The following is a 22501-nucleotide window of genomic DNA, read 5'->3' on the forward strand; positions in this document are numbered from 1 at the left end:
GCGGCACCTGGCCCCCGGGATCAGGATTTTGCCTGCCTGGCGGAGATCATGGCCTGAACCAGGGACTCCTGGAGCCAGGTGGTGAAGTTGTAGACCAAGGCCAAGTAGCTCTCCACATCCTCTGCCTGGCTCCAGTCCTGCATGCTGTGGATGTGCTCGGCGTCCGCTTCATCACGGATGTCCAGGCGTTCGGAAAGAACAAGCCTGACGTCGTTGAGCGCCATTGACCAGCGGGCGGCTTCTTCCGGCGTCAAGACCAGGTCTTCCTTGTCCAAACCTATGGCCGTTGCCCGCAGCGCACCGATTTTGTTTTCCCGCACTGAGCGTTCGGTGAGCTGACGGAACTCAAGCGAGCCGTCGTCGTCGTCCTTCACAACGTTGGGCAGGAGCCGCAGCAGTGCCCGGTCCGTTGGCTGCTTGACGTCCATGTCCAAGCCAATGAGGGCCGCGAGCGGGTCTTCGTTCTCCCGGACTTCCGGGTCCAGCATGGAGATGACGTCGTCCAGCAATCCGCGGAGGAGGTCACGTTCAGCCGGTTCAAGGAACCCGGTGATGCCCTTGAGACCGTATTTGAATGCCTTAGCCACGCTGGCGGCCGCCCTTTCCGGGTGTCTCATTGCCGCTCGCGGCTTTCTCCACGGTGGCCCACAGGCCAAATCCGTGCATGGCCACTGCATGCTGCTCCACTTGTTCCTTGCTTCCGAACGCAACAATGGAGCGGCCCTTCTTGTGGACCTCCATCATCAACTTGTGTGCTTTCGACTCGGAGTAGCCGAAGTAGCTCTGGAAAACGTAGCTCACGTAGCTCATCAGGTTGACGGGATCGTTCCAGATCACCAGGTTCCACGGGATATCAGGGGCTGTCAGGACATCAGTGGACGTCTGCTCTGCAGCTTCCGTCCGCTCATCGATGTCCGTGCCAAACGCAACGCTAGGGCTCATCTGTCCATTCTATGGCGGCTCGCACTAGAGTGAATTCGTGAGTAGAGCCGCGTCGTGGGACCACCCCGCAACATCCTTGTACACAGACCACTACGAACTGACGATGCTGCAGGCCGCCCTGCACTCAGGTGCCGCCCATCGCCGTTCAGTGTTTGAAGCCTTCGCCCGACGGTTGCCGGACGGCCGCCGCTACGGCGTGGTGGGTGGCACGGGACGCCTACTGGAAGGCATTGCGGACTTCAGGTTCGGCGATGCCGAGCTCGCGTTCCTGGAACAGAACAAGGTGGTGAACAGGGAGACCCTGGATTACCTTGCCGACTACAAGTTCAGCGGCGACATCTGGGGCTACGCAGAAGGCGATGCCTATTTCCCCAACTCCCCCATCCTCATCGTGGAATCAACTTTCGCGGAGGCCTGCATCCTTGAGACGTTCGTCCTCTCGGTCCTGAACCACGACAGCGCCATCGCCTCGGCCGCGTCGCGCATGACCTCGGCGGCCGGAAACCGCCCGTGCATCGAGATGGGCTCCCGGCGCACCCAGGAGGAATCGGCGACGGCGGCAGCACGCGCCGCTGTCATTGCCGGCTTCGCCAGCACCTCCAACCTCGAGGCCGGCCGGCGCTACGGCATCAAAACCGTCGGCACGGCGGCCCACTCCTTCACGCTTCTGCATGACACCGAACGGGAGGCCTTCGAAGCCCAGATCGCAACCTTCGGTCCGGGGACGTCACTGCTGGTCGATACCTACGACGTCGAAACAGCGGTGCGGACCGCCGTCGAGCTGGCCGGTGACAAACTGGGCGCTGTACGCCTGGACTCCGGAGACCTCGTTGCGCAGGCCCAATGGGTCCGGCAGCTGCTCGATGACCTCGGCAACGTCAACACGCGGATCGTGGTGACCTCGGACCTGGACGAGTTCGCCATCGCCGCACTGCAGTCGGCCCCCGTTGACTCTTACGGCGTGGGGACGTCGCTGGTCACCGGCTCCGGCGCTCCGACGGCGAGCATGGTCTACAAACTGGTCAGCCGCACCAACGATGCCGGCGAGTTCATCTCCGTGGCCAAGGCTGCCAAAAACAAGGCAAGCGTCGGTGGGCGCAAGTACGCCCTCCGCAAGCTCAACGAGCGTGGCCGGGCCACCCACGAAGTAGTAGGCATCGGCCACCGCCCGGAAGACGACGGCAACGACCGTCCGCTGCTTCACCAGTTCGTCAAGAACGGCGAGGTCCTGCCGGGATGGACAGGCCCGGAAGGCGTTGTCCGAGCCAAAGAACGCCATGCGGCAACCATGGCGGAACTGCCCCCTGTCGTGAACCGCCTGCAGCGCGGCGAGGCCGCCATTCCCACCATTTACGAGGAGAACTGATGTCCAGGGCCCTGATCATCGTTGATGTCCAGAACGATTTCTGTGAAGGTGGCGCTTTGGCGGTCGAAGGCGGCGCGGATGTCGCTGCTGCGATTACCGAATATGTGGACGCCAACCAGCAGCACTTCGATCACATCGTCGCCACGCAGGATTGGCACATCGAACCGGGCGACCATTTCTCGGACGATCCCGACATGGTTGACTCGTGGCCACCGCACTGCCGGGCACGCACCAAGGGCGCCGAACTCCATGAAGACCTTGACCCCGAGTACATCCAGGCGTACTTCCGCAAAGGCCAGTACACGGCCGCTTACTCAGGCTTCGAGGGCGTCCTGGCACCGGAAGACGACGTTCCCACCGGGGACCTCAAGGCGGGCGCAACGGTCGAGGAAGTACTCGACGAGGACGCAATCGGGCTCGATGACTGGCTCCAGAGCCATGACGTCGAAGACGTGGTGATTGTTGGCCTGGCCACCGATTACTGCGTCAAGGCCACAGCGTTGGATGCTGTCCAGGCCGGGTACAACACCACGGTGATAGCCGATCTCACCGCAGGAATCGCCGAGGATCCCAGTGACGCCTTCGACGAGATGGAAGCTGCCGGCGTCGACGTCGATCGCAGCTGACCCGCGGACTTCGGGTCCTTGCAGCCAGGCATATATGACGAAAGGGCGCCGCGGGTAGCGGCGCCCTTTCGTCATTCCGGCCGGGTTATTTCCGGCTACTTCCGGCCGACTTCCGGCCTGGCTACTTCCGGCCGATGAACCAGTCCTGGAGCTTGCGAAGCCGTGCCTGCAGTTGTTCCTCGTTGGCCTGGGCAACAGCCGGCCCGCCGCAGACCTCGCGCAGCTTGGTGTGGACCACCCCGTGGGGCGTACCCGTACGGGCAGCCCATGCAGCAACGTTCTTGGCCAGCTCATTGCGCAGGTCCATGAGCATCCGGTGGTCCGGGATGGCCGGCGATGCCGCCGCAGCCAATGGTGACTGGCGTTTCTTGCGCGACTGCTGCTCGTGCTGGCGCTGCCGAAGCAGCGTTCCCACCTGTTCGGCATCAAGGAGTCCGGGGATGCCAAGGAAGTCCAGTTCCTCGTCGGAGCCGATATCCGCCCCGGTACCGAACTCGCCGCCGTCGAACAGGACGCGGTCGAAGGACGCCTGGGAGTCCAACGCTTCAAACTTGCCCTTGGTGAGTTCGTCGGATGCCTTGTCTTCGCGGTTGGCCTCGGCCATGAGATTTTCTTCGGGACTGAAAAGCCCGTCCTCATCCTTTTCCGGGCGGTCCAGGGCGTGGTCGCGCTCGGCCTCCATGGTGTTGGCGAGAATCATCAAGGGCGGTACTGACGGCAGGAAGACCGACGCCGTTTCGCCCCTTTTGCGCGCACGGACAAAACGACCCACAGCCTGGGCAAAGAACAGCGGCGTGGACGTTGAGGTGGCATAGACACCCACCGAGAGGCGGGGTACGTCCACGCCTTCGGACACCATGCGCACGGCGACCATCCAGCGCTTGTCCCCTGCCGAGAACTCCTCGATCTTGCTCGATGCCTTGGAATCATCCGAGAGAATCACCGTGGGCGATTGGCCTGTGATTTTCTTCAACTGGCCGGCGTAGGCCCTCGCGTCATCGTGATCGGTGGCGATTACCAGGCCGCCGGCATCAGGCACCGTTCGACGGACTTCGCTGAGGCGCTTGTCCGCGGCCGCCAAAACGGCGGGAATCCATTCACCCGTGGGGTTCAGCGCTGTCCGCCAGGCCTGTGAGGTGATGTCCTTGGTGACCGCGGCCTCACCCAGGGACGCCGCCATTTCGTCCCCGGCGCTGGTTCGCCACCGCATCTGGCCGGAGTAGGCCATGAACAGCACCGGACGGACGACGTGGTCACGCAGAGCGTTGCCATATCCGTAGGTGTAATCGGCCTTGGACCTGCGGATCCCATCCCGGTCCTCGGCATATTCGACGAAAGGAATGGGTGAGGTGTCGGACCGGAACGGCGTACCCGTCAGCGACAGGCGGCGGGCGGCCGGATCAAAAGCCTCCCGGAGGCCGTCGCCCCATGACAGGGCTTCACCACCGTGATGGATTTCATCAAGGATCACCAGGGTACGGGCCGCTTCGGTCTTGGCGCGGTGCAGCATGGGTTTGCTGGCCACCTGCGCGTACGTGACGGCGACGCCCACGAAACCCCTGCCGTGCTGGCCGTCGGAGTTCTTGAAGTTGGGATCAATGGCGATGCCCACTTTGGCGGCAGCATCTGCCCACTGCCTTTTGAGGTGGTCTGTCGGCGCCACGATGGTGATGCGGTTCACCACCCCGCTGTCCAGCAACGTGGTTGCAATCCGCAGGGCGAAGGTGGTCTTACCTGCGCCGGGCGTAGCCACGGCAAGGAAGTCCTTCGGGTTGCGGGTCATATAGAGGTCAAGTGCCTCCTGCTGCCAGGCACGCAGCTTGGGAGCTGTTCCCCAAGCTGCGCGCTCCGGATACGCGGGAGGCAGTGAAGGACCACCGAAAAGTGTTTCTGTCATGCTGACTCCCCCGGCCTCACGGCAGTTGCGGTTGCCTCATGCTTTCCGGGCACGCCGAAGCGGTGCGGAAAGCGGTGACGATCAGAAGGGGCCTGTGTTTTCTTCCCACCCACTACTTGGAGTTGCCCGGGCCGCCGTTGTTTCCACCGTCGTTGCCGGGACGGAGGCCTTCGTAGATCTCCTTGCACTCCGGGCAGACCGGGAACTTCTGCGGATCGCGGCCCGGCGTCCAAACTTTGCCGCACAAGGCAATCACGGGTTCACCCGTCAGGGCCGACTCCATGATCTTTTCCTTGCGGACATAGTGGGAGAACCGCTCGCGGTCGCCGGGTTCCACTTCCTGGCGTGTTTCTTCACGCTCAATGGTGGAAGTGGACGTTCCGGCTCCGGAAAGCTCGCGCATGGGGTCGTTTTCGAATGGATCCGGAGGAAGCGTAGTCATGCCAAACATCTTACCGTCTACAGGCCCTGCCACTCCGGCTTGTTGTCGTAGGTGTGCCGGTAGTAGTCAGCGAGTTTCAGCGATGAAGCGGCAGCTTCATCCACCAGGATGGTGGCGTGGGGATGCATCTGGAGGATGGATGCTGCACAGATGGCAGCCACCGGGCCTTCCACGAAATCCCGGACGGCCTGCGCCTTTTGGGCACCTGTGGCCACCAGCACCACATGCTTGGCGTCCATGATGGTCCCAAGGCCCTGGGTCACCACGTGGTGCGGGACGTCGTCGATGCTGTCGAAGAAACGGGCGTTGTCTTTGCGCGTCTGTTCAATCAGCGTCTTGATCCGTGTCCTGGAGGCCAGGGACGAACCCGGCTCGTTGAAACCGATGTGGCCGTCAGTGCCCACGCCCAGGATCTGGAGATCCACCCCGCCCACGGCCTTGATGGCGTCCTCGTAGGCCTGGCAGGCGGCCTCGAGGTCCTCAGCGGCTCCATCCGGGCCGTGGACGTTCTCCGGTTTGATGTTCACCCTGTTGGTGAATTCACGCCGGATGACCTCGCGGTAGGACTCCGGATGTCCGGCTTCAAGGCCAACATATTCGTCCAGGGCAAAGCCGTGGGCCTGGCTGAAATCCAGGCCCCCGGCTTCGTAGCGGCTGGCCAGTTCGTCATAGATGGGCAGAGGAGACGATCCCGTGGCGAGCCCCAGCACGGCATTCGGCTTGCGCCGCACCAATGCCTCGATGGCATCGGCAGCAAGCGCACCGATCTGCTTGGTGCCCGGGAGAATGACAACTTCCATCGTCATGGCCTTTCTTTCTGAGGATCATCTTCTGTCACAGAGGTTATCCCATGTCCCATCTATAGGCCACGGCAATTGCGGTTATTACGGAATCAGCGGTTCACACTGAGTTCAGCGAACATCTCCGGTCCACGTGCGTCCAGCCACTTTCCCCCGAGGCGAACGCCCACAACGAAAAGAGCCAAACCCAGCAAGGGACCAACAGCGAGGTTGATCCATCCTGCTTCAGGACCGCCGCTGAAGGCCTGGACGGCCACCAAGGCAAGTTCCGGAATGAGGAGCAGAGCCAGGACAGCCATCCCGGCCCCCTGCACCAGCAGCGTCTGGGCAACGTTTCCCGGAGGCTTCTTGAAGGGGCTGTCGCCAGGCAAGGGTACGGCAATGTTATACCGGGCCGAGATTACCGACGAGAGTCCCAACCCGGTGAGCAGCGTTCCAAGCGACAATCCCAAAAGATTGGGCAGCCAGTGCCACTCCCCGGTAAGGAACAACGGACCCACGGTAAAGACCAGCACCACCGGGAGCGAGATAACCAGGCAGGCCAAGGCGCGGCCCAACCGGTCATCGAGTCCCCGGACACCCGCGGCCAGGTGCAGAGCGAAGGCGGTGTTGTCGTAGGAAACATCGGCACAAATGGACCAGGCCATGGTAAACGCCGTCAAAGGTCCAAGGATCATGAACAACCCGTAGCTGCCGCTCTGCGAACTGCCGAAGAAGAAAAGGACAGGGAACAGAGGGACGATCACCAACGATGCCGCGTACCTCGGATCCTTCATCCAGTAGATCAAAGCACGGGCCATCACTGCACCGGTCGGAGTGCCGGGGAGCGTGCCGAAGAGTCCAAGCTTCCCGCCCTTCCGGGCTGAGCCCCCCGAGTACGTGGGAGTCACCAGCGCACGCCTAAGAAGCAAGTGCCAGCACAGCAGCAGCGCACCGATGGTGGCCAGCGCAATCAAAATCTTCAGTCCGGCGGCTGCCCAGTCCCCTGCTTCAAGGTCACCACCGAGCGACCACGCCGCACCCAGTGGTGTCCACGACAAGGTGCGGGCCAGCCCTGGAAGGTAGTCCGAGGTGTTGCGGACACCCTCGACGATTCCCATCATGATGGGTCCCAGCAGCACCAGAGGGATGAAGACGATGATGCTGCTGATGTCCTTGAACCGCCGCGAAGCCGCAAGCCCGGCAGTCGCCGTCGTCACCACCTTGGACAACACGATGCAGGTCAGCGCGCCCAGGATGGCACCCAACAGTGCCCCCACAACAGCGGGAGCACTCCGCCACCAGGTCCCGACCGTTCCCAAAGCCGCAATCAACGTTGCCAGGCCGGGGATGCCGATGAAACCGGCAAGGGCCAAACCGGTGAGGAGCTGTCGCGGCGGAACAGCGAATGTGGTGAACCGTGCAGGATCCAGTGTCATGTCGGCCGCAGAAGCTATCAAAGGGATGATTGCCCAGCCCAGAACGGTGGCCACTCCACCCAATACCACCACGGTGTGGGCGATCTCCGGATCAGCCCACCGCAGCGCTATGAGGCCTCCAACCAGGAGGACCAGCATTCCCAAGGCGTAGAGCAAGCCCAACGCCATACCAACCAACTGCAATGGGCTCCGCTTGAACCCGTTCAGAAGCAGGCGCCACTTCAGGCTTAGAAGGTGCGCAACCATTCCAGGCCCTCCGTCCGGTGTCCGCCGCCTACCAACTGGACGAAACGCTCTTCCAGGGTTGAGCCGTTGCGTACCTCGTCAACAGAGCCTGCGGCCAGGACCCGGCCACCGGCAACGACCGCGACGTGGCTGCACATGCGCTGCACAAGATCCATGACGTGGCTCGAGACGATAACAGTGCCCCCGGACGCTACATAGCTTTCCAGGATGCCCCGGATGTTGGCCGCTGACACCGGATCCACCGATTCGAACGGCTCATCCAGCACCAACAGCCGCGGTGCATGGATCAGCGCCGAAGCCAAGGCAATCTTCTTGGTCATGCCGGCCGAATAGTCAACCACCAGCGAGCCCGCATCAGCTTCGAGGTCAAGGGCAGCCAGCAGCTCCGAAACCCTGGTAGCTACGACGTCACGATCCATGCCCCTCAGGAGGCCCGAATACGTGACCAGCTGTTCGCCGGTCAGGCGATCGAACAAGCGGACCCCGTCAGGCAGCACTCCCATGAGCTTCTTGGCCGCCAGCGGTTGGGCCCAGACATCGACGCCGTGGACCAAGGCAGTGCCGAAGTCAGGACGCAGCAAGCCTGTGGCCATGGACAGCGTGGTGGTCTTGCCTGCCCCGTTGGGTCCCACCATTCCGTAAAACGAACCGGCCGGCACTTCCAGACTGACTCCGTCGACGGCGATTTTTTCGCCAAATCTCTTGGCCAGTCCCCTGATGGACAGGGCGGCCAGGGGCGGCTCACCTGGTGTTTGCTGCGGTTGTACCGACCGCTTTTTGTCAGCGGCGTCGGGCGTGAAAGACACGGGCGGGGACTCGGATGCCTGGGCGGGCGTGGATATGGGCATGGATTCATGGCGTGGTTCCGTCATGTGACCAGCCTAACCGCGTACGCAGAGGCGCGCCCGGGTTCTAGAAGCCGTGGCGGGGCACGGCCCTCTGGTACTGCGGAACCCATGGCAGATCATGGCCCAGCCCATACGCTGCCCGGAGCCACCAATGCGGATCGCGGAGCGCGGCGCGCGCCATGAAGACGGCATCGGCCCTGCCGTTGGCCACGATGTCTTCCACTTGGGTTGGACTTGTCAGCAGGCCCACCGCGGCGGTGGGTACGCCGGCGTCGCGCCTTAGCTGCTCGGCGAACCCGGCCTGATAGCCGGGTACCGCGTTGATCTTCTGATGCGCTACCGCGCCGCCGCTGGAGACATCCACCAGGTCAACGCCCAGCTCTGCCGCAGCATGGGCGAGCCTGGTGGAGGCTCCAATCTCGACACCACCGTCGGCCCAGTCGGAGGCGGAGATCCGCAGGAGGAGGGGCATCGAATCGGGGATGACTTCCCGGACGGCCTCAACCACCGTGAGCATGAGCCGGTTCCGGCCCTCCTCGTTTCCACCCCACCGGTCCGTGCGGGTGTTGATGAGCGGGCTCTGGAACTGGTGCAGGAGGTACCCGTGGGCGCCATGGATTTCCACGGTGTCGAAGCCTGCGTCCACAGCCCGGCCGGCCGCTGCGGCAAAGTCGGCTACGACCCCAAGAATGTCCTCTTCGCTCATGGCCGTTGGCGCTGCATAGCCGTCATAGGCCTGGGTCGTCGGACCGACCGTCGGCCACCCGCCGTCGTCCTCCGGAACCGAACCCGAGCGGTCCGCGAACGGCCAGTAGGTCGACGCCTTGCGCCCGGCGTGGGCCAGCTGGGCACCGATCCTGCAGTCCACGGCGCCGTGCCTGTGCACGAACTGCACAATCCGCTCCCAGCCGGCAGCCTGCTCGTCGGAATAGAGCCCGGCATCCAAGGGGCTGATCCTGCCCGTCCGGTTGACAGCCGCTGCCTCACTCATGATCAGCGCCGCACCTCCGGCGGCGAAGGAACCCAAGTGCATCAGGTGCCAGTCGTTGGGAACTCCCTCCCCCGTCTCCGGATGGCAGCTGTACTGGCACATCGGCGAGACCCAGCCCCGGTGGGGGATGGTGAGTGAGCGCAAGGTGAGCGGAGAAAACAGCGCCGATCCCACTAGAAGAGGACCCTCGCCAATCCTTGCCGGGCCTTGGCCACGCGGTCGTCCTTGATTCCTACAACCTCGAAGAGCTCCAGGAGCCGCAGTCGGGCAGTCTCCCGCTCGGGACCGAAGTTCCTGCCGATGAAGCTGATGATCCGGTTGAAGCCGTCCTCAATGTGGCCACCTGAGATGTCAAGGTCAGCCACGCCCAGCTGCGCCTCGACGTCGTCGGGCTCCTGGGCGGCCCGGTCACGGAGGGCGTCTGCCTCGGGGGCGGTGAGTTTCTCCAGTCTGGCCATCAATTCAACCTGGGCCAAGCCCGCCTTTGCCTCGGCATCAGCCGGTTGTTCAAGGAGCGCCTGCTTGTAGGCCGCTACGGCGGCGTCGTAGTCACCGGCCTCGATGGCATCGACGGCGGCCTGGTGCAGCGGCGGGAGCGGGGCAGGTTCAGCACTTTCAGCCTGTCCGGCGTCGCCAATGCTCCCGGTGACACCATTCGCGGCGGCCACTTTGAGCAGTTCATCGACGAGGTTCCGGATTTGCGCGTCATCGGCCGGGCCTTGGAACAGCGGAACCGGCTGGCCTTTGATTACGGCGACGGCGGTCGGCACTGCCTCTACCTGGAAGGCCTGGGCAAGTTGCGGGAAGGCATCCACGTCCGCGGCGGCAAGCACCAGGCGTCCGCCATAGCTTTCAACGACCTGCTGGGCTGTGTCCAGGACAGCGGGCGATTCGGGGGCGTAACGGGACCAGAGAAGGAAAAGCACGGGAATCTGGGCGGACAACTGCACCAGATCCTGGAAGTTTGTTTCTGTTGCATCCACGCGAAGCGGGGCCTTGCCGGCGTCACCCCCTTGGGGTGCCTCGCCGTCCGCAGCGACGGGAGCCGGAGGCCCCTGCGGCGGAGTGGGACGGCGCAACGACGAGAGGTCGACGGCGCCGCGCAGGTTGAGCTGGCTGGCAGCGGCTGGAGTGGGTCGGTATCCGGGCGAACTCATACCGTCCACTCTAGCCGCTGCCTACCTGCTGGTACGGCTACTTGAAGCTGGCTCCCACCAGGCCGCGGGTAGCGGCCACGAGCTTCATGGGATCGGACGATCCCGCGGGCGGGATATACACGGCCACAGACTCCGCGAAGTTCAGGACCATGCCGGTGGTGGTTTCCTTGCCGCCGGCAAAGACGGCCGAGTCGTCCTCAAGCAGGAGCTTGTCGCCCGCTGCCTTGGGAGTTCCTTCGAAGGCGAAGTCCAGGCGCCCCACAACCAAGGCTCCCCCGTCAGCGGTCTTCAGCACAACGGTCTGGTTGGTGACCGGCGTGTGGGTGAATTTGAAGTTGGCGCTGGTGCCGTTCTTCACGGTGTCCGCCTGGTAGGCCAGGGCTCCGGCGATATACGGGGAGGACTGGCCATCGGCGAGCTTGCTCCTGTTGGGCGATTCCGGGTTCGTCAGCATCTCACTGAGGATCTCCAACGCCTGGTTGCCGCTGTAGGCCAAGCCGGTGCTGTCACTGGCAGCAACAGGCTCGGTGCCCTTGCGCGGGACAGGGAAGGACGGGAAGTTGGTGCCCGGCTGCAGCGGCGCGGTGCCCCACAGCTTGTAGTTTTCACGCGGGGAAAGCTGAACCAGCGTGAGGACCTGCGGAACGACGTTTCCTTCACCCTGGGTCAGGGCATAAACGGTCCGGGGCCAGTCCTTCTTGGTGCTGATGACACTGCTTTGGAGCTTGGTGGCCCGGACGGGCATGCGCGGTTCGTACGCCGAAACGGTTGACCGGATCTTGTAGTTCTGGGTCCGGATCTGGAGTTCCATTTTGTCTACGCGCGGGGCCAGCTTGGCCGCGTCCTTCGCAGCATCGGCTGCGTCCACGGTGCTGGCTACCTGCTCCAGGATGCGCTGGAGCTGCGATTCGAGCATGACCGGCGTTGCGCCGTCGCCGTCAGCAGATGAAGAAGCCGATGCGGTGGAGGTGGCCTCCGGTGAAGTCGTGGCCTGTGCGGCCACGGCGGACCCGCCAACCATGACGGCGGCCAGGGCGGCCGCGACGGCCGTGACACGCAGCGCCGGACCTTCAGCTCCACCGGTACGACGACGGCCCTCATCGACCGCGGGCGACTGTACGGGAAGCGTGGTGGTTGCCTCGCCACCCTGCGGCCCGTCTCCTTCGCCATCTTTACGGCGGCTGCTCAAAGCCTTGGCAACGAACGGCAGCGCCGCACCTGCCAGGATGATGATGATGCCCAGAACAATCAGCGGCACAGCCCAGGGGGTGGTTTCCTTGTTCGGGAAGGTCATGGAGATCGCAGACGGCGCAGGCTTGGTTCCGTCAGCTGCCACCAGCAAGGACCACTCGCCGTCGGCCGGCGGGTTCCAGGTGTACTCGAACTCGCCGCTCGCGTCCTCAGTGCTGACCCAGAGGTCGGATCCTGCCGGGGACGGCGCAGTGGCCTCACCGTCGGCAGAGGTCACTTCGAGTGACTTCTGGTCTGCCGACACGCCGGTCAGGGTGGTGTGGGCTGTCTTGCCCACCCAGGCATTGACGTCGTCGGGGCGGCCAGTGGCAATGGTGTAGTTGCCTTCACCCTGGATCTTGATCTTCACCGGCCCCTCGTGCAGGTCAATCAGTTTTTGATCGATCACGGTCAGCGGGGCAGCTTTGGTATCGCTGGGAACCGAAGCCGTCACGGTCTCAGCGGGGGCCCAGAAAGTCAGCTGGCCAATGCCGGCCAGCATCGTCAGCAGGCCCAGCAGCACCAGCAAGGCTGCAGTCTTCAAACGCACAGGATCACCTATCATCAGCGGTCGTTGAACTTCAAGGGTAACCGTTTTGTTATCAAGGAGTCAGATCGGGGTGATCCCGGCGACACCTCAAAAAGCCTGCCGTGGCGCCGCCGTGGCCCGATTCCGCCCTCCTGATAGTGTGGCGATGATCATGATATCCGGGCTCATCATTGCCTGAATTGACCCTGCACCACCAACGAAAAGGCTGTACAAGCGCGTGAAAGACCACATGGAGTCCCGTCCCGACGATGAGCCCGGGGCAGCCGCGGTGAACGCGTCATCGGACGCGCCGTCGGCCTCGGTTCCCGTCCGGACCGGGCGGCTCGCGGCCATCAGCCGCAGGCTCAGGCAGCCGATCCCGGGTGCGCGCAACCGCGTCCGCTTCGAGATGCCTCCGGAAGACGACGGAGCAGGCGACCAGGATGGCTTCCGTCCGGAAGACGACCACGGCTTTGGCGCCCCTGGCCCCCGGATGTCGTCGCAGCACCCCCTCTACGTCGGTTTCATGGGAACAGCAGGCGTAGGTGTCGCCCTTGCTGTGTTCTATATCGCAAGCAACACCACCCAACTGATCCTGTGGATCGTGGCCGCCCTCTTCATTGCCCTGGGCCTTGATCCCGTGGTGCGCTGGCTGGAATCCCACAAAGTACCGCGCCCGGCAGGCATCCTGATCTCCGTTTCCGCCCTGGTACTCGCCGTTGCGGGCTTCTTTGCGACCCTGATTCCCACCATCGTTGAGCAGGTGTCCGAAATCGTGCGGCAAGCCCCGGACTGGATCCGCGGTTTCCTCGACTCCGACTTCTTCCGCAACGTGGACAGCCAGTTCGGCGTGCGCGACCGGATTACCACCGAACTGGACAAGTTCGTCAAGGACCCCGAAGCCATGGGGGGCATCTTTGGCGGTGTCGTTGGTTTCGGTTCCACCGTGGCCAACGGCCTTTTCGGTTCCCTGATCGTCCTTGTCCTGAGCCTGTACTTCCTGGCAGCACTGCCCTCCATGAAGAAGTGGGCCTACCGGCTGGCACCCCGCTCCCGGCGCCCCCGCGTGGAAGCCCTCTCCGAGGCCATCACCGATTCCGTGGGCAACTACGTCATCGGCCAGGCGTGCGTCGCCCTCTTGAACGCCGTCTTCGCCTTCATCGTCATGACCATCCTGGGGATTCCCTTCAGCGTCCTTCTGGCGTTTGTGGTGGCACTGCTCGCCTTCATCCCGCTGGTGGGCGGCATGATCGCCGCCGTCGTTGTTATCCTCGTGGCCCTCACAGCGGGATGGCAGACAGCAGTGGTCTACGCAATCGCCTATTTCGCATACCTGCAATTCGAGGCCTACTTCATCTCGCCGCGCATCATGCAGCGTGCAGTCGCAGTGCCGGGTGCAGTGGCGGTCATCTCCGTTATTGCCGGAGGCAGCCTGCTGGGCGTCCTGGGCGCACTGATCGCCATTCCCACCGCGGCCGCCATCATGCTCCTGATCAAGGAAGTCTTCATCGTCCGCCAGGACCGGCATTGACCGTCCGGTCACACTGAAAGATAAAGCCCCTGAACCGGATGGTTCAGGGGCTTTATCTTTCAACTCCGCAAGGGATCAGGCATTCGCCACTGGGCCGGCCCACTCACGCGGCAGTCCCTGCGCGCCGGCACCTGCTGGAGTGACGTCGTCGACGACCTCATCCAGAACGCGCGCCGCGTACTTTTCGCCCACCCAAAGGTGCTTCGCTCCATCGACGCCGACAACCCGGGCCTGGGGCACCAGGCTGAACCGGGCGGCAGCTTCGGCCGGCTGCAGGTAGTCATCAAGCTCGGGAACCAGAACCGTCAGCGGTTTCCCGGAGGCGGCCCATTCCTTGAGGTGGACGTCGGTGGCCCGGTGCAACGGCGGGGACAACAGCACCGCGCCTTCGACCTGGCTCGCCACTGGCTCAACAGGGCCGTACATCAGAGCCAGTTCCGTCCCGAAGGACCACCCCACCAGCCAGCGGTTGGGCAGGCCCCGTTCAACGGCGAAACGCACCGCTGCCTCGACGTCGTACCGCTCACCGATGCCTTCTTCGAACTGCCCCTCACTGGTCCCGCGGGGGGATGACGTGCCACGGGTGTTGAAGCGAAGCACCGCGACGCCGGCCAGGGCAGGAAGCCTGTAGGACGCCTTGCGGTAGACATGGGAATCCATGAAGCCACCGTGGGTAGGCAGCGGATGAAGCGTTATCAGCGTGGCGGTGATCTCCCCTGATTCCGGAAGGGCGAGCTCACCCAGCAGGACCTTGCCGTCCTCGGTGGTGAACTTCACATTCTCGCGCTTGGCGGGAAGCACCGTGGAAGCACGGATCTCGGAGGGCGCGTCCTGTGGGGTGAAAACGAACGAGGCGGGATCGAAAGTCATGCATCCAAGCCTAATTGCATCAGCGGTAGCGGTACGTCCTGGTGTTCCAGCAATTGGTGTGCCAGTGGCGGCGTTCAGCCAGCCCGGCAGCCTGGCCGAACAGGTGGTTGTCGGACCACACCACCAGGTGGGCGATTCCCGGCAGGATCGCAGTTGAACAGCCCGGACAGATGTACTGCTTTTCCGCTTTTTTGGCCGTCATGGTCCGCACCATCCAGTCACCATCCGGAGCACTTTCACGCCGGGCGATCCCCGCCCGGGCCCGCTCAAGGTCGAGCTCCGGCACCGGTTCCGCCCATTTGCCGCCACCACTGCCCGGACGTGGGCCGGGCGCGTTGCGGCGGGGACGGTTGGAGCGGGGCATACCTCCATTCTGCCCCAGAGAACCTGGCTCAGGCGGTAATGTGGGGCGGGTGCGACTCGTCATAGCCCGTTGTTCTGTTGATTATGTTGGCCGTCTTAAGGCCCACCTCCCCCTCGCCACCCGGCTGTTGCTGGTCAAGGCGGACGGCTCGGTGCTGGTGCACTCCGACGGCGGCTCCTACAAGCCGCTGAACTGGATGAGCCCGCCCGCCACGCTCCGGGTAACGACCCCCGAGGAGACAGAGGTGGAAGAGGGCGTGGTGGAGCAGTGGACGGTGCAGTCGGCCAAGACAGATGACCGCCTCATCATCAACATCTACGAACAACTGCACGACACCTCACATGACCTTGGCACTGACCCTGGACTGATCAAGGATGGAGTCGAAGCGGACCTGCAGCGGCTCCTGGCCGAACAAATCGAGACCCTCGGTGCCGGTTACTCGCTGATCCGCCGCGAATACTTCACGGCCATCGGCCCCGTGGACATCCTGGCCCGTGACGCCAGCGGCGCCACGGTCGCCGTCGAACTTAAACGCCGCGGTGACATCGACGGCGTCGAACAGCTCACGCGGTACCTGGAACTGCTCAACAGGGATCCTTTGCTGGCACCGGTGCGCGGTATCTTCGCCGCCCAGCAAATCAAGCCACAAGCGAAGGTCCTCGCCAACGACCGGGGAATCGACTGCGTCACCCTGGATTATGACGCCATGCGCGGCGTGGATGACAGCGAGTCCCGCCTCTTCTGAAGAGGCCTCAAGGTGAGTGTGCCGCGGGCCACTAGAATCGGAACATGACTGCCGCAACCCGTTTTGCCACATCGTCCGCGCCAAGCCATCAGATCATCAAAGGAACGCTGGTCAGCGACGGCGAGGTGGTGGAAGACGGCCTGCTGGCCATCGATGGGGACCGGATTGCCTATGCCGGTCCCGCTGACGGCTTTGACCAGGAAGCCTTCGAAGGTTTCGAAGGCGCAATCCGTCTTGGAATCCCCAGCGGCAGCTACCTCCTTCCCGGCCTGGTTGACGTCCACTGCCACGGCGGCAATGGCGGCGACTTTCCGAGCGGCGAAGAAGCTTCGGCCCGCAAAGCCATCGAGTTCCTGCACCGCTCGGGAACCACCACTTTCCTGGCGAGCATGGTCACCGCTCCGCGGGAGGACCTCCTGCGTGGAATAGAACTTTTCGTCAAGCTCTCGGAGGAAGGACTGGTCGCCGGAATCCACCTTGAGGGACCGTTCCTCTCCCATGCGCGCTGCGGAGCCCAGAACCCGGATTACCTGCTTGAGCCGGACCTGGAACTCATGGATGAGTTGGTGGCCGCAGCGGCCGGCAAGCTCGCCACCATGACGTATGCCCCGGAACTCCCCGGCGCGGCCGCGCTGGTGGACCTCATGACCTCCCACGGCGTGACGCCCTCCTTGGGACATACCGACTGTGACGACGCCACCGCTGTCGCGTCCTTGGCCGCCGCCCGCGAAGGGCTTGAGTCAGCAGGTTTCGACGGCGTGAGTTCCCTTCCCACCGTCACCCACCTTTTCAATGGGATGCCTCCGATGCATCACCGCGCGCCGGGACCCGTGGCCGCTTGCCTGCGCATGGCGCAGGAAGGCAAGGCCGTGGTGGAACTGATCGCCGATGAAACGCATCTGGCCCCCAGCATGGTCTCCACGGTCTTCCAGCTGGTAGGAGCGGCCAACGTTGTCCTCGTGACCGATTCCATGGCTGCCGCCGGCCTGTCCGACGGCAGCTACATGCTCGGTCCGTCCCCGGTGACAGTCAGCAACGGCGTAGCCACGCTCGATGCCACTGGTTCGATTGCCGGAGGCACCGCCACGCTCCTGGACGTTGTCCGCAAAACGGTGGCCGCCGGCGTCGCTCTTCCTGAGGTTGTTTGTTCCGCTACTGCAGTGCCGGCCGCGGTCCTGGGCCTTTCCGATGAAATAGGCGGGCTGCGGCGCGGGCTGCGTGCCGATGTTGTCGTCACCAATGAAGACCTTGAACTGACCGGTGTGATGCGCAATGGACAATGGCTGTCCTAGCGAAGCCAGGCGGATAATTGCAGGCAACGATGCGTTACCTTCTTTTTACCTAAATTTTCCTCAAATGGGCCTAAAGACCGTTGACCTCCGGCGGAGCACATGAAAGTGTTGTAGCAGTCTTTGTGTAGGTGGTTTTCATGCTCGCAAGACGAGTTGCGAGCGTGAAGCTCCTGCGAATCCAACCAGGTCTGCCTGGGAGGAATTCAGGTCTTCTCGCGGAGTAACAAGGCCGGTACGAAGTGTATCGGACTGAAGTTCCATAATGAGGAGATATACATGGCACTGGGAACCGTAAAGTGGTTCAACGCTGAAAAGGGCTTCGGCTTCATCACCCCGGACGACTCGGACGGGGACGTTTTCGTTCACTACTCCGAGATCCAGACCGGTGGCTTCAAGACCCTCGATGAGAACCAGCGCGTTCAGTTCGAGATCGGCCAGGGCGCCAAGGGCCCCCAGGCCACCGGCGTTACCGTCGTCTAGTCTTAGCTGTTGATTTCTGCTTCCTGCAGAAACGACAAACAGGGTGGCCCCGGCTTTCGAGCCGGGGCCACCCTGTTTAAGAGTCTGGTTCAACCGCATAAACCAGTTCAATGGCCCGCCGCCCGGTCCTATTACGACAGCGACTGTTACTAAACGTGAAGAAAGCGAAGAAAGCGCGGCGATAAAAGGATTGACAATTCAACCAACCAACGTCCGGAGCAGCCTGGCGGAATGTCGAACCGACAACCCCGGAAGGTATGCACGGCTGAGCGCCCGTCCCATTGCCGGCAAGTGCAGCGGGTCCTGGTAATACATGTACAGCGTCCGGTACTCGGGTTGGAATCGCGACTTAAAAGATGCCAGGGACCTAAACCCATAAACGGGTTCCAACGCCTGCCCCACCACATCCAGCAAGCCTGCCAGGCCCTTGGCCTGCTCTTCGAGCTCGCCCTTCTCCCGGGCAAGCGGCGAGCCCGACAATGAGATCACTTCCACTGAATCGCGCAGGTGGAGGACCGCCGAAGCGATCAGGAATTCCATCACCCCGGGGAAGGCATCGCCGCGCCGCCGCATGAAGTCCAGCGTCCAGCTGACCACCTTCCCGTCCTCAAAGACCGGCAGCCAACTGGTCACGCCATGGACATGACCGGAATCATCCACCGCCACGCCACAGAGCACGTCATCATCCTCGAGCTCATCCAGGCCTCCCAAGGTAAAGCCCATTTCGGGGATCTTCTTCTGGGCCGCCCACTCCTCCGAGACCTCACTGATCTGCGCACGTATCCCATTGGGCAGCTCGGAGAACCTGCTCCAACGCGCCGTGATGCCCAACTTCGCCGCGCGGTTCAGGGACGTCCTGACGTTCTGCCATTCTTTGCCGCGGAATTCCAAGTCCCTGATCCGCAAGCGGGTTTCCTGTGCAACCGCCACCCGACGGAAGCCCCGGCCTTGCAGCATGGGCCACAGCTCATCAGTGCAGGAGTAGAAGCAAGGGATCAGCGCGTGCTGGGAGCAGTACTCCAGGAAATCCGCTGCTGTTTCCACATGTTTCCCGGCCGGTCCGAACGGACCGGCCATCGTCAACGCCACATGCCCGTGTTGCTGGTAGGCCACTCCCCCGTTGCCGTCCGGAGCGAACCAGTACTTGTTTGGTTCCCACATCGCCATCCACGACAAAGAATCCCCACCGGACTTCACCAGTTGACGGGCCTGCCACCGCGCTTCCTGATCACGGCCTCCGGTGTGGTTCCCGCGGATGAACAGGACCCAGACCCCAACCAGGGCCACCAGCCAGAACACCGTGCCGGAATAGGAGAACAGGAACACTTCCAGCACGTCCCGCTCAGCAAAGACCTTCCGGTAAGCCCCTGGAAGGGGAACCGGAAGATACTGTCGGGCAAGCTCCGCGGCGAGGCCAAGCAGTCCGCCGTCCCGCGACATACCGCCCGAAGAAAACCACACGATGCAGTAAGCGAGACCAAGCCCGACGCCGGTCAGGCCAACCGACCAGAACACCCTGCGCCGGAGACGATGCGAGGAGACAACCCGGAAGTGTCCCCGGTAGGCATACAAGAGCACAGCGAGAATCAAGGGAACCAGCACAAGCGGGATCAGGTGTACCACCGCTGAGTTCATCATCCCTCCATGCGGACGACCTTGCGGCCTCGGGATGGTGGCAAAAAGACCAAGGTAGATAGCCGAGAGCACAACCACCAGCACTTGCACGCCAATCGCGATCCCCAGCGCGAGACGGCGTCCCCGCCTCATCCCGTCAGCGCAGATCAGCAGCAGCACCACTGGAACAACGGCCAAGGCCAGGCCGAAGGGCCCTGTGTAGCCTTGACGGCCAAGCTCCAAACAGGAGACATCAATGGTGCCCCCGCAGTTGCTCTCAACCTGGCCCAGCGTGGGTATCGGATTGAGAATGACGTCCCTGAGCAGAGCCAAGGGACCTGACGGGCTCTTCGCCGCGGCCGTCACAATCGGGCCAACTGCAAAAATCGCCATCGTCAGGGACAACAAGTTCCGGACTTCCCTGCCGGTGGACCTGTGCAGGTGGAGGTGCCCCTGGCTGCTTTGCGTCCACCAGCCGGCAGCCAGTCCGATCAAGGCGCCCAGGAAACCCACCACCGTTTCCGCGTGGCCAACGTACAGCACAAGAAGCAAGGAAATCGAGAGCACCACGGTCCGCAGGCGTCGTTGCCACAGCATGGGAAGGAGCGCACTGGCCGCCAAACACGTGGACAGGACCGCAGCATAGGGCCCGATAAGACGTGTGTCGGCCATCCGGGCCAGCCAGTCGTCGTCGAAAGCCTGTGCCACTTGGGTGACCAGCAGAAACACCGACACACTGGCAAACTGGCTGCCGAAGAACACTGCTGCGGTTTTGAGCGAGCCGAAACGCCGTTCGGCAAGGCCTAGAAGGAACACGATCATCAGAACAGCGGTGACGTAGGCCAGCGGGTTGGTGGTGAAGAACAGTGACGTCCAAATCGACCACCATTCACCCGATTTGAGACCGGCCAGGCTGACGCCTGCTACCCGCAACCAGGGCTCCGGAGGCCCGGAGACAAAGCTGCCGGAGATGACGGACAACGCCACAAACAGCGCCAGGACACCAACGGTGAACGGGGTGCGCCGTATGTGCTTCGCAGTTTGCCGCAACGCCGGCAGGATGACTCCTCTTACGGCAAGACTCACTTCCGGAGCCCCCAACGGGTGGCGAGGAAGTCCAGGCCACCCGGCATTCCGCGCACTACGGCGTCCCAGGAATGACCGGCGTTCCGGATGGAGTGCTCTTCGGTTTGGAAACCGGCTTTTCCGGCCGCTTCGGCCAGTTCGTGCATGTAATTGGTGAACTCGTTGTCTGTTGCTCCGGCGGCGAAGTACACCCCGCTGCCGCCGAAGCTGCGTTCCCGCATCATCGTCAAAGGCGTCCTTGATTCAAAAGCCGAAACGTCGCCGTCGAACGAGTCCGCAATAGTCTTGTTGCGGTCCTTGGCCAAGGCAGGCTCCCGCTCCGCCGAGAAAGCCAGTACCGACGGGAAGATGTCCGGGTGTGCCGTGCCCATCTGCACCGCACACGTCCCGCCGAAGGAGAATCCGCCCACGGCCCACTGTTTGGGGTCGGTTGAAACGTCCAGGTTTTCGGAGATCCAAGCGGGAACGTCCTTGGAAAGGTATGTGTCTGCAGGGGCTATCCGGCTGTCCATGCACATGGTGTTGGCACTGCCGGACCCGTTGGGATCCACCACTACGGTTACCGGCGAAATGCCCTGGTGGGCTTCGGCGAAACGGTCCATCTGTGCGCGCAGTTGCCCTCCCGTCAGCCAGTCGGCGGGGCCGCCGGGCTGTCCGGAGAAAAGGACCAGCACGGGAAGGACCGGCCGTGGAGTGGTCTGGTATGCCGGCGGAAAGTAGATATAGGCGTCACGGGCATTGAATCCCGATACTGGTCCGGGTATCGCCGCCTTGCGCAGGATGCCGTTGGTTGGCATGGAATCAGGTGCCTTCCACGCCGCCGGCAAAGGACCGGGTGCGGAGTTGGAGGCGCGCTTGAGGCTCTGCTCAAGCGGTTGGATGCGCGCAACAGCGGTGCCCAGGAGGTCGGCAACGGTGTTGTTCAATCCGAAATACAGATTGACTTGGACGGCACTGAGCAAAATGACCCCCAGCATGGCCAGCGCACTGAGCACGCGGCCCTTCCAGGGATGCCGGGGAAAGCGTGCTGCGCACAGCAGAACCGCCGCAACCGCCGGCACGGACCAGGCCACGGTCTCGAACGGAAGGTTCTCGGAAAACACGGCCATCAAGTCCACCAGGATCCAATGGACGAGAATCACCAGGCCAACGGAAACCAGCAAGGACGCCAGAACCGTCAGCACCCAGGACCGCTTCCGCCGCCACAGCAGGTACACGGCCCCTGCCACGCCGCAAGCGATGCTGATCCATAGAAACGGCCCACTGACGAGGCTGACATCCAACAGGAAGTCCATATCGCCTAACGCCAGGTTCCGACGCCGATAACCGGTCCGGCCTCCAGCCAGGAGGAGAGCCCGGCATAGGCATCGAAGTTCATCGCAAGCATGAACTTCTTGCCTTCGTACTGCAGTTCAACCACCACGACGCCGGGCTGGACTTTAACGAGCTCGTCCTCCGTCGGTTGGCGACGGCCCAAAAGCTCCAGTGAGCTGCGTTTGAACTTATGTTTGGGCACCACACTCAGCGACATCAAGCGGAACCACTCGAGATCATTGTCCTGATAACGACAAACCCCCATCTGCCAGCTGTTTCCAGCCGTGCAAATGGAGGCGTCGATCGTGCCGAGGGCGCGCCGCAGATTGAAGCGGCGCACCCCCAAAAGGCACAGAGAAATGATCAGCAACGAGAACGCTGTTGCCAAGGCGATGAACGGAATAAGGGAATCGTCCATCAAGGTCGTGCTATCGGATCCCCGCTGTAGCCGCTTCGCCCAGTTTGGCGTTGTCAGCAACAATGACCACGCGATCGTTGTCCACGGAGAAGAACCCGCCGTCGACAACTACCGCGATCCGGTCACCGGAAACCGGCTGGATTGCCAGCTCGCCCTCGGCCATGATGGCCAAAAGGGGCGAGTGGCCCGGCAGGATTCCGATTTCACCATCGCTGGTGCGGGCCTTCACCATCTTGGCCGCTCCGGACCACACGAAGTGGTCCGCCGCGACAATCTCAACCTCGAGCTCAGCCAT

At 63.0% G+C, this 22501-nt stretch carries 22 protein-coding genes; 6 read left to right on the top strand and 16 right to left on the bottom strand.

Features of this window, described 5'->3' with window-relative positions; all coding sequences use genetic code 11:
* Positions 1 to 20: 20 nt before the first annotated feature.
* Together IEY62_RS00700 and clpS are read right to left on the bottom strand one after the other, a co-directional pair.
* On the bottom strand, positions 21 to 587 hold the full coding sequence (locus tag IEY62_RS00700) for a DUF2017 domain-containing protein (protein ID WP_189013061.1): 567 nt from the start codon (positions 585 to 587) through the stop codon (positions 21 to 23).
* The gene (gene clpS / locus IEY62_RS00705) at positions 580 to 942 is read right to left on the bottom strand and encodes an ATP-dependent Clp protease adapter ClpS (RefSeq protein ID WP_189013063.1); all 363 of its coding nucleotides are present in this window, start codon (positions 940 to 942) and stop codon (positions 580 to 582) included. Before clpS ends, IEY62_RS00700 begins: the two co-directional genes overlap by 8 nt.
* A 37-nt stretch (positions 943 to 979) precedes the next feature.
* On the opposite strand from clpS, the gene IEY62_RS00710 reads away from it, so the two are divergent.
* Both IEY62_RS00710 and IEY62_RS00715 read left to right on the top strand, forming a co-directional pair.
* Entirely contained in the window at positions 980 to 2308 is a 1329-nt protein-coding gene (locus tag IEY62_RS00710) for a nicotinate phosphoribosyltransferase (protein WP_189013065.1), read from the top strand.
* Positions 2308 to 2934, top strand: a complete 627-nt coding sequence (locus tag IEY62_RS00715) for an isochorismatase family protein (RefSeq protein ID WP_189013067.1) — start codon at positions 2308 to 2310, stop codon at positions 2932 to 2934. Before IEY62_RS00710 ends, IEY62_RS00715 begins: the two co-directional genes overlap by 1 nt.
* A 121-nt stretch (positions 2935 to 3055) precedes the next feature.
* On the opposite strand, the gene IEY62_RS00720 is transcribed toward IEY62_RS00715, so the two are convergent.
* From IEY62_RS00720 to IEY62_RS00755, 8 genes are all read right to left on the bottom strand, one after another.
* A complete protein-coding gene (locus IEY62_RS00720) occupies positions 3056 to 4831 on the bottom strand; it encodes a DEAD/DEAH box helicase (protein ID WP_018776324.1) in 1776 nt (591 codons plus the stop codon).
* A gap of 112 nt (positions 4832 to 4943) precedes the next feature.
* Positions 4944 to 5282 (bottom strand): DUF3039 domain-containing protein, encoded by a 339-nt coding sequence (locus IEY62_RS00725; protein ID WP_018776325.1) that lies wholly within the window; start codon positions 5280 to 5282, stop codon positions 4944 to 4946.
* Positions 5283 to 5290: 8 nt separating this feature from the next.
* The gene (gene nagB, locus IEY62_RS00730; protein WP_189014341.1) at positions 5291 to 6073 is read right to left on the bottom strand and encodes a glucosamine-6-phosphate deaminase; all 783 of its coding nucleotides are present in this window, start codon (positions 6071 to 6073) and stop codon (positions 5291 to 5293) included.
* A gap of 92 nt (positions 6074 to 6165) precedes the next feature.
* Complete coding sequence (locus IEY62_RS00735) at positions 6166 to 7737, bottom strand: transporter (RefSeq protein WP_189013069.1); 1572 nt, start codon at positions 7735 to 7737, stop codon at positions 6166 to 6168.
* Positions 7719 to 8609 carry an ABC transporter ATP-binding protein gene (locus IEY62_RS00740; RefSeq protein ID WP_229784967.1) on the bottom strand — a complete coding sequence of 297 codons (891 nt, stop codon included), beginning with the start codon at positions 8607 to 8609 and terminating at the stop codon, positions 7719 to 7721. The genes IEY62_RS00735 and IEY62_RS00740 overlap by 19 nt, the downstream gene beginning before the upstream one ends.
* Before the next feature lie 40 nt (positions 8610 to 8649).
* Positions 8650 to 9750 (bottom strand): NADH:flavin oxidoreductase/NADH oxidase, encoded by a 1101-nt coding sequence (locus IEY62_RS00745; RefSeq protein ID WP_189013070.1) that lies wholly within the window; start codon positions 9748 to 9750, stop codon positions 8650 to 8652.
* On the bottom strand, positions 9750 to 10733 hold the full coding sequence (locus tag IEY62_RS00750; protein ID WP_189013071.1) for a tetratricopeptide repeat protein: 984 nt from the start codon (positions 10731 to 10733) through the stop codon (positions 9750 to 9752). The genes IEY62_RS00745 and IEY62_RS00750 overlap by 1 nt, the downstream gene beginning before the upstream one ends.
* Positions 10734 to 10770: 37 nt before the next feature.
* Entirely contained in the window at positions 10771 to 12528 is a 1758-nt protein-coding gene (locus tag IEY62_RS00755) for a hypothetical protein (protein ID WP_189013072.1), read from the bottom strand.
* A 202-nt stretch (positions 12529 to 12730) separates the two neighbouring features.
* On the opposite strand from IEY62_RS00755, the gene IEY62_RS00760 reads away from it, so the two are divergent.
* Positions 12731 to 14023: an AI-2E family transporter gene (locus tag IEY62_RS00760; RefSeq protein ID WP_189013073.1), complete on the top strand. Its 1293-nt coding sequence runs from the start codon at positions 12731 to 12733 to the stop codon at positions 14021 to 14023.
* A 75-nt stretch (positions 14024 to 14098) separates the two neighbouring features.
* On the opposite strand, the gene IEY62_RS00765 is transcribed toward IEY62_RS00760, so the two are convergent.
* On the bottom strand, positions 14099 to 14893 hold the full coding sequence (locus IEY62_RS00765; RefSeq protein ID WP_189013074.1) for an alpha/beta hydrolase: 795 nt from the start codon (positions 14891 to 14893) through the stop codon (positions 14099 to 14101).
* 19 nt (positions 14894 to 14912) lie between these two features.
* Entirely contained in the window at positions 14913 to 15257 is a 345-nt protein-coding gene (locus tag IEY62_RS00770; RefSeq protein WP_189013075.1) for an ATP/GTP-binding protein, read from the bottom strand.
* Between the two features lie 49 nt (positions 15258 to 15306).
* Here IEY62_RS00770 and nucS point away from each other — a divergent pair, with 49 nt between their 5' ends.
* From nucS to IEY62_RS00785, 3 genes are all read left to right on the top strand, one after another.
* Positions 15307 to 16002: an endonuclease NucS gene (gene nucS, locus IEY62_RS00775; protein ID WP_018776335.1), complete on the top strand. Its 696-nt coding sequence runs from the start codon at positions 15307 to 15309 to the stop codon at positions 16000 to 16002.
* A 44-nt stretch (positions 16003 to 16046) separates the two neighbouring features.
* Positions 16047 to 17294: an N-acetylglucosamine-6-phosphate deacetylase gene (locus tag IEY62_RS00780; protein WP_189013082.1), complete on the top strand. Its 1248-nt coding sequence runs from the start codon at positions 16047 to 16049 to the stop codon at positions 17292 to 17294.
* Positions 17295 to 17570: 276 nt separating this feature from the next.
* Positions 17571 to 17774, top strand: a complete 204-nt coding sequence (locus tag IEY62_RS00785) for a cold-shock protein (RefSeq protein ID WP_018776337.1) — start codon at positions 17571 to 17573, stop codon at positions 17772 to 17774.
* Positions 17775 to 17972: 198 nt separating this feature from the next.
* Here IEY62_RS00785 and IEY62_RS00790 read toward each other — a convergent pair whose 3' ends face one another.
* Genes IEY62_RS00790 through IEY62_RS00805 form a run of 4 tightly spaced genes read right to left on the bottom strand, consistent with a single transcriptional unit; the run spans position 17973 to position 22501 of the window.
* Positions 17973 to 20489, bottom strand: a complete 2517-nt coding sequence (locus tag IEY62_RS00790) for a DUF2156 domain-containing protein (RefSeq protein ID WP_189013084.1) — start codon at positions 20487 to 20489, stop codon at positions 17973 to 17975.
* Positions 20471 to 21769 carry an alpha/beta hydrolase gene (locus tag IEY62_RS00795; RefSeq protein ID WP_189013086.1) on the bottom strand — a complete coding sequence of 433 codons (1299 nt, stop codon included), beginning with the start codon at positions 21767 to 21769 and terminating at the stop codon, positions 20471 to 20473. Before IEY62_RS00795 ends, IEY62_RS00790 begins: the two co-directional genes overlap by 19 nt.
* Positions 21770 to 21774: 5 nt before the next feature.
* Positions 21775 to 22206, bottom strand: a complete 432-nt coding sequence (locus tag IEY62_RS00800; protein WP_189013088.1) for a DUF2550 domain-containing protein — start codon at positions 22204 to 22206, stop codon at positions 21775 to 21777.
* A 10-nt stretch (positions 22207 to 22216) separates the two neighbouring features.
* On the bottom strand, positions 22217 to 22501 hold the full coding sequence (locus tag IEY62_RS00805) for a F0F1 ATP synthase subunit epsilon (protein WP_018776341.1): 285 nt from the start codon (positions 22499 to 22501) through the stop codon (positions 22217 to 22219).

The sequence above is a fragment of the Paenarthrobacter histidinolovorans genome (assembly GCF_014647595.1).
GTDB lineage: Bacteria > Actinomycetota > Actinomycetes > Actinomycetales > Micrococcaceae > Arthrobacter > Arthrobacter histidinolovorans.

Excerpts from the sequence above, each read along its gene's own strand:
- IEY62_RS00785 (WP_018776337.1), top strand. The coding sequence starts at position 17,571 with ATGGCACTGGGAACCGTAAAGTGGTTCAACGCTGAAAAGGGCTTCGGC.
- IEY62_RS00725 (WP_018776325.1), bottom strand. The coding sequence starts at position 5,282 with ATGTTTGGCATGACTACGCTTCCTCCGGATCCATTCGAAAACGACCCC.
- IEY62_RS00740 (WP_229784967.1), bottom strand. The coding sequence starts at position 8,609 with ATGACGGAACCACGCCATGAATCCATGCCCATATCCACGCCCGCCCAG.
- IEY62_RS00755 (WP_189013072.1), bottom strand. The coding sequence starts at position 12,528 with ATGATAGGTGATCCTGTGCGTTTGAAGACTGCAGCCTTGCTGGTGCTG.
- IEY62_RS00735 (WP_189013069.1), bottom strand. The coding sequence starts at position 7,737 with ATGGTTGCGCACCTTCTAAGCCTGAAGTGGCGCCTGCTTCTGAACGGG.
- nagB (WP_189014341.1), bottom strand. The coding sequence starts at position 6,073 with ATGGAAGTTGTCATTCTCCCGGGCACCAAGCAGATCGGTGCGCTTGCT.
- IEY62_RS00715 (WP_189013067.1), top strand. The coding sequence starts at position 2,308 with ATGTCCAGGGCCCTGATCATCGTTGATGTCCAGAACGATTTCTGTGAA.
- IEY62_RS00800 (WP_189013088.1), bottom strand. The coding sequence starts at position 22,206 with ATGGACGATTCCCTTATTCCGTTCATCGCCTTGGCAACAGCGTTCTCG.
- IEY62_RS00780 (WP_189013082.1), top strand. The coding sequence starts at position 16,047 with ATGACTGCCGCAACCCGTTTTGCCACATCGTCCGCGCCAAGCCATCAG.
- IEY62_RS00720 (WP_018776324.1), bottom strand. The coding sequence starts at position 4,831 with ATGACAGAAACACTTTTCGGTGGTCCTTCACTGCCTCCCGCGTATCCG.
- IEY62_RS00770 (WP_189013075.1), bottom strand. The coding sequence starts at position 15,257 with ATGCCCCGCTCCAACCGTCCCCGCCGCAACGCGCCCGGCCCACGTCCG.
- IEY62_RS00795 (WP_189013086.1), bottom strand. The coding sequence starts at position 21,769 with ATGGACTTCCTGTTGGATGTCAGCCTCGTCAGTGGGCCGTTTCTATGG.
- IEY62_RS00765 (WP_189013074.1), bottom strand. The coding sequence starts at position 14,893 with ATGACTTTCGATCCCGCCTCGTTCGTTTTCACCCCACAGGACGCGCCC.
- IEY62_RS00805 (WP_018776341.1), bottom strand. The coding sequence starts at position 22,501 with ATGGCTGAGCTCGAGGTTGAGATTGTCGCGGCGGACCACTTCGTGTGG.
- clpS (WP_189013063.1), bottom strand. The coding sequence starts at position 942 with ATGAGCCCTAGCGTTGCGTTTGGCACGGACATCGATGAGCGGACGGAA.
- IEY62_RS00750 (WP_189013071.1), bottom strand. The coding sequence starts at position 10,733 with ATGAGTTCGCCCGGATACCGACCCACTCCAGCCGCTGCCAGCCAGCTC.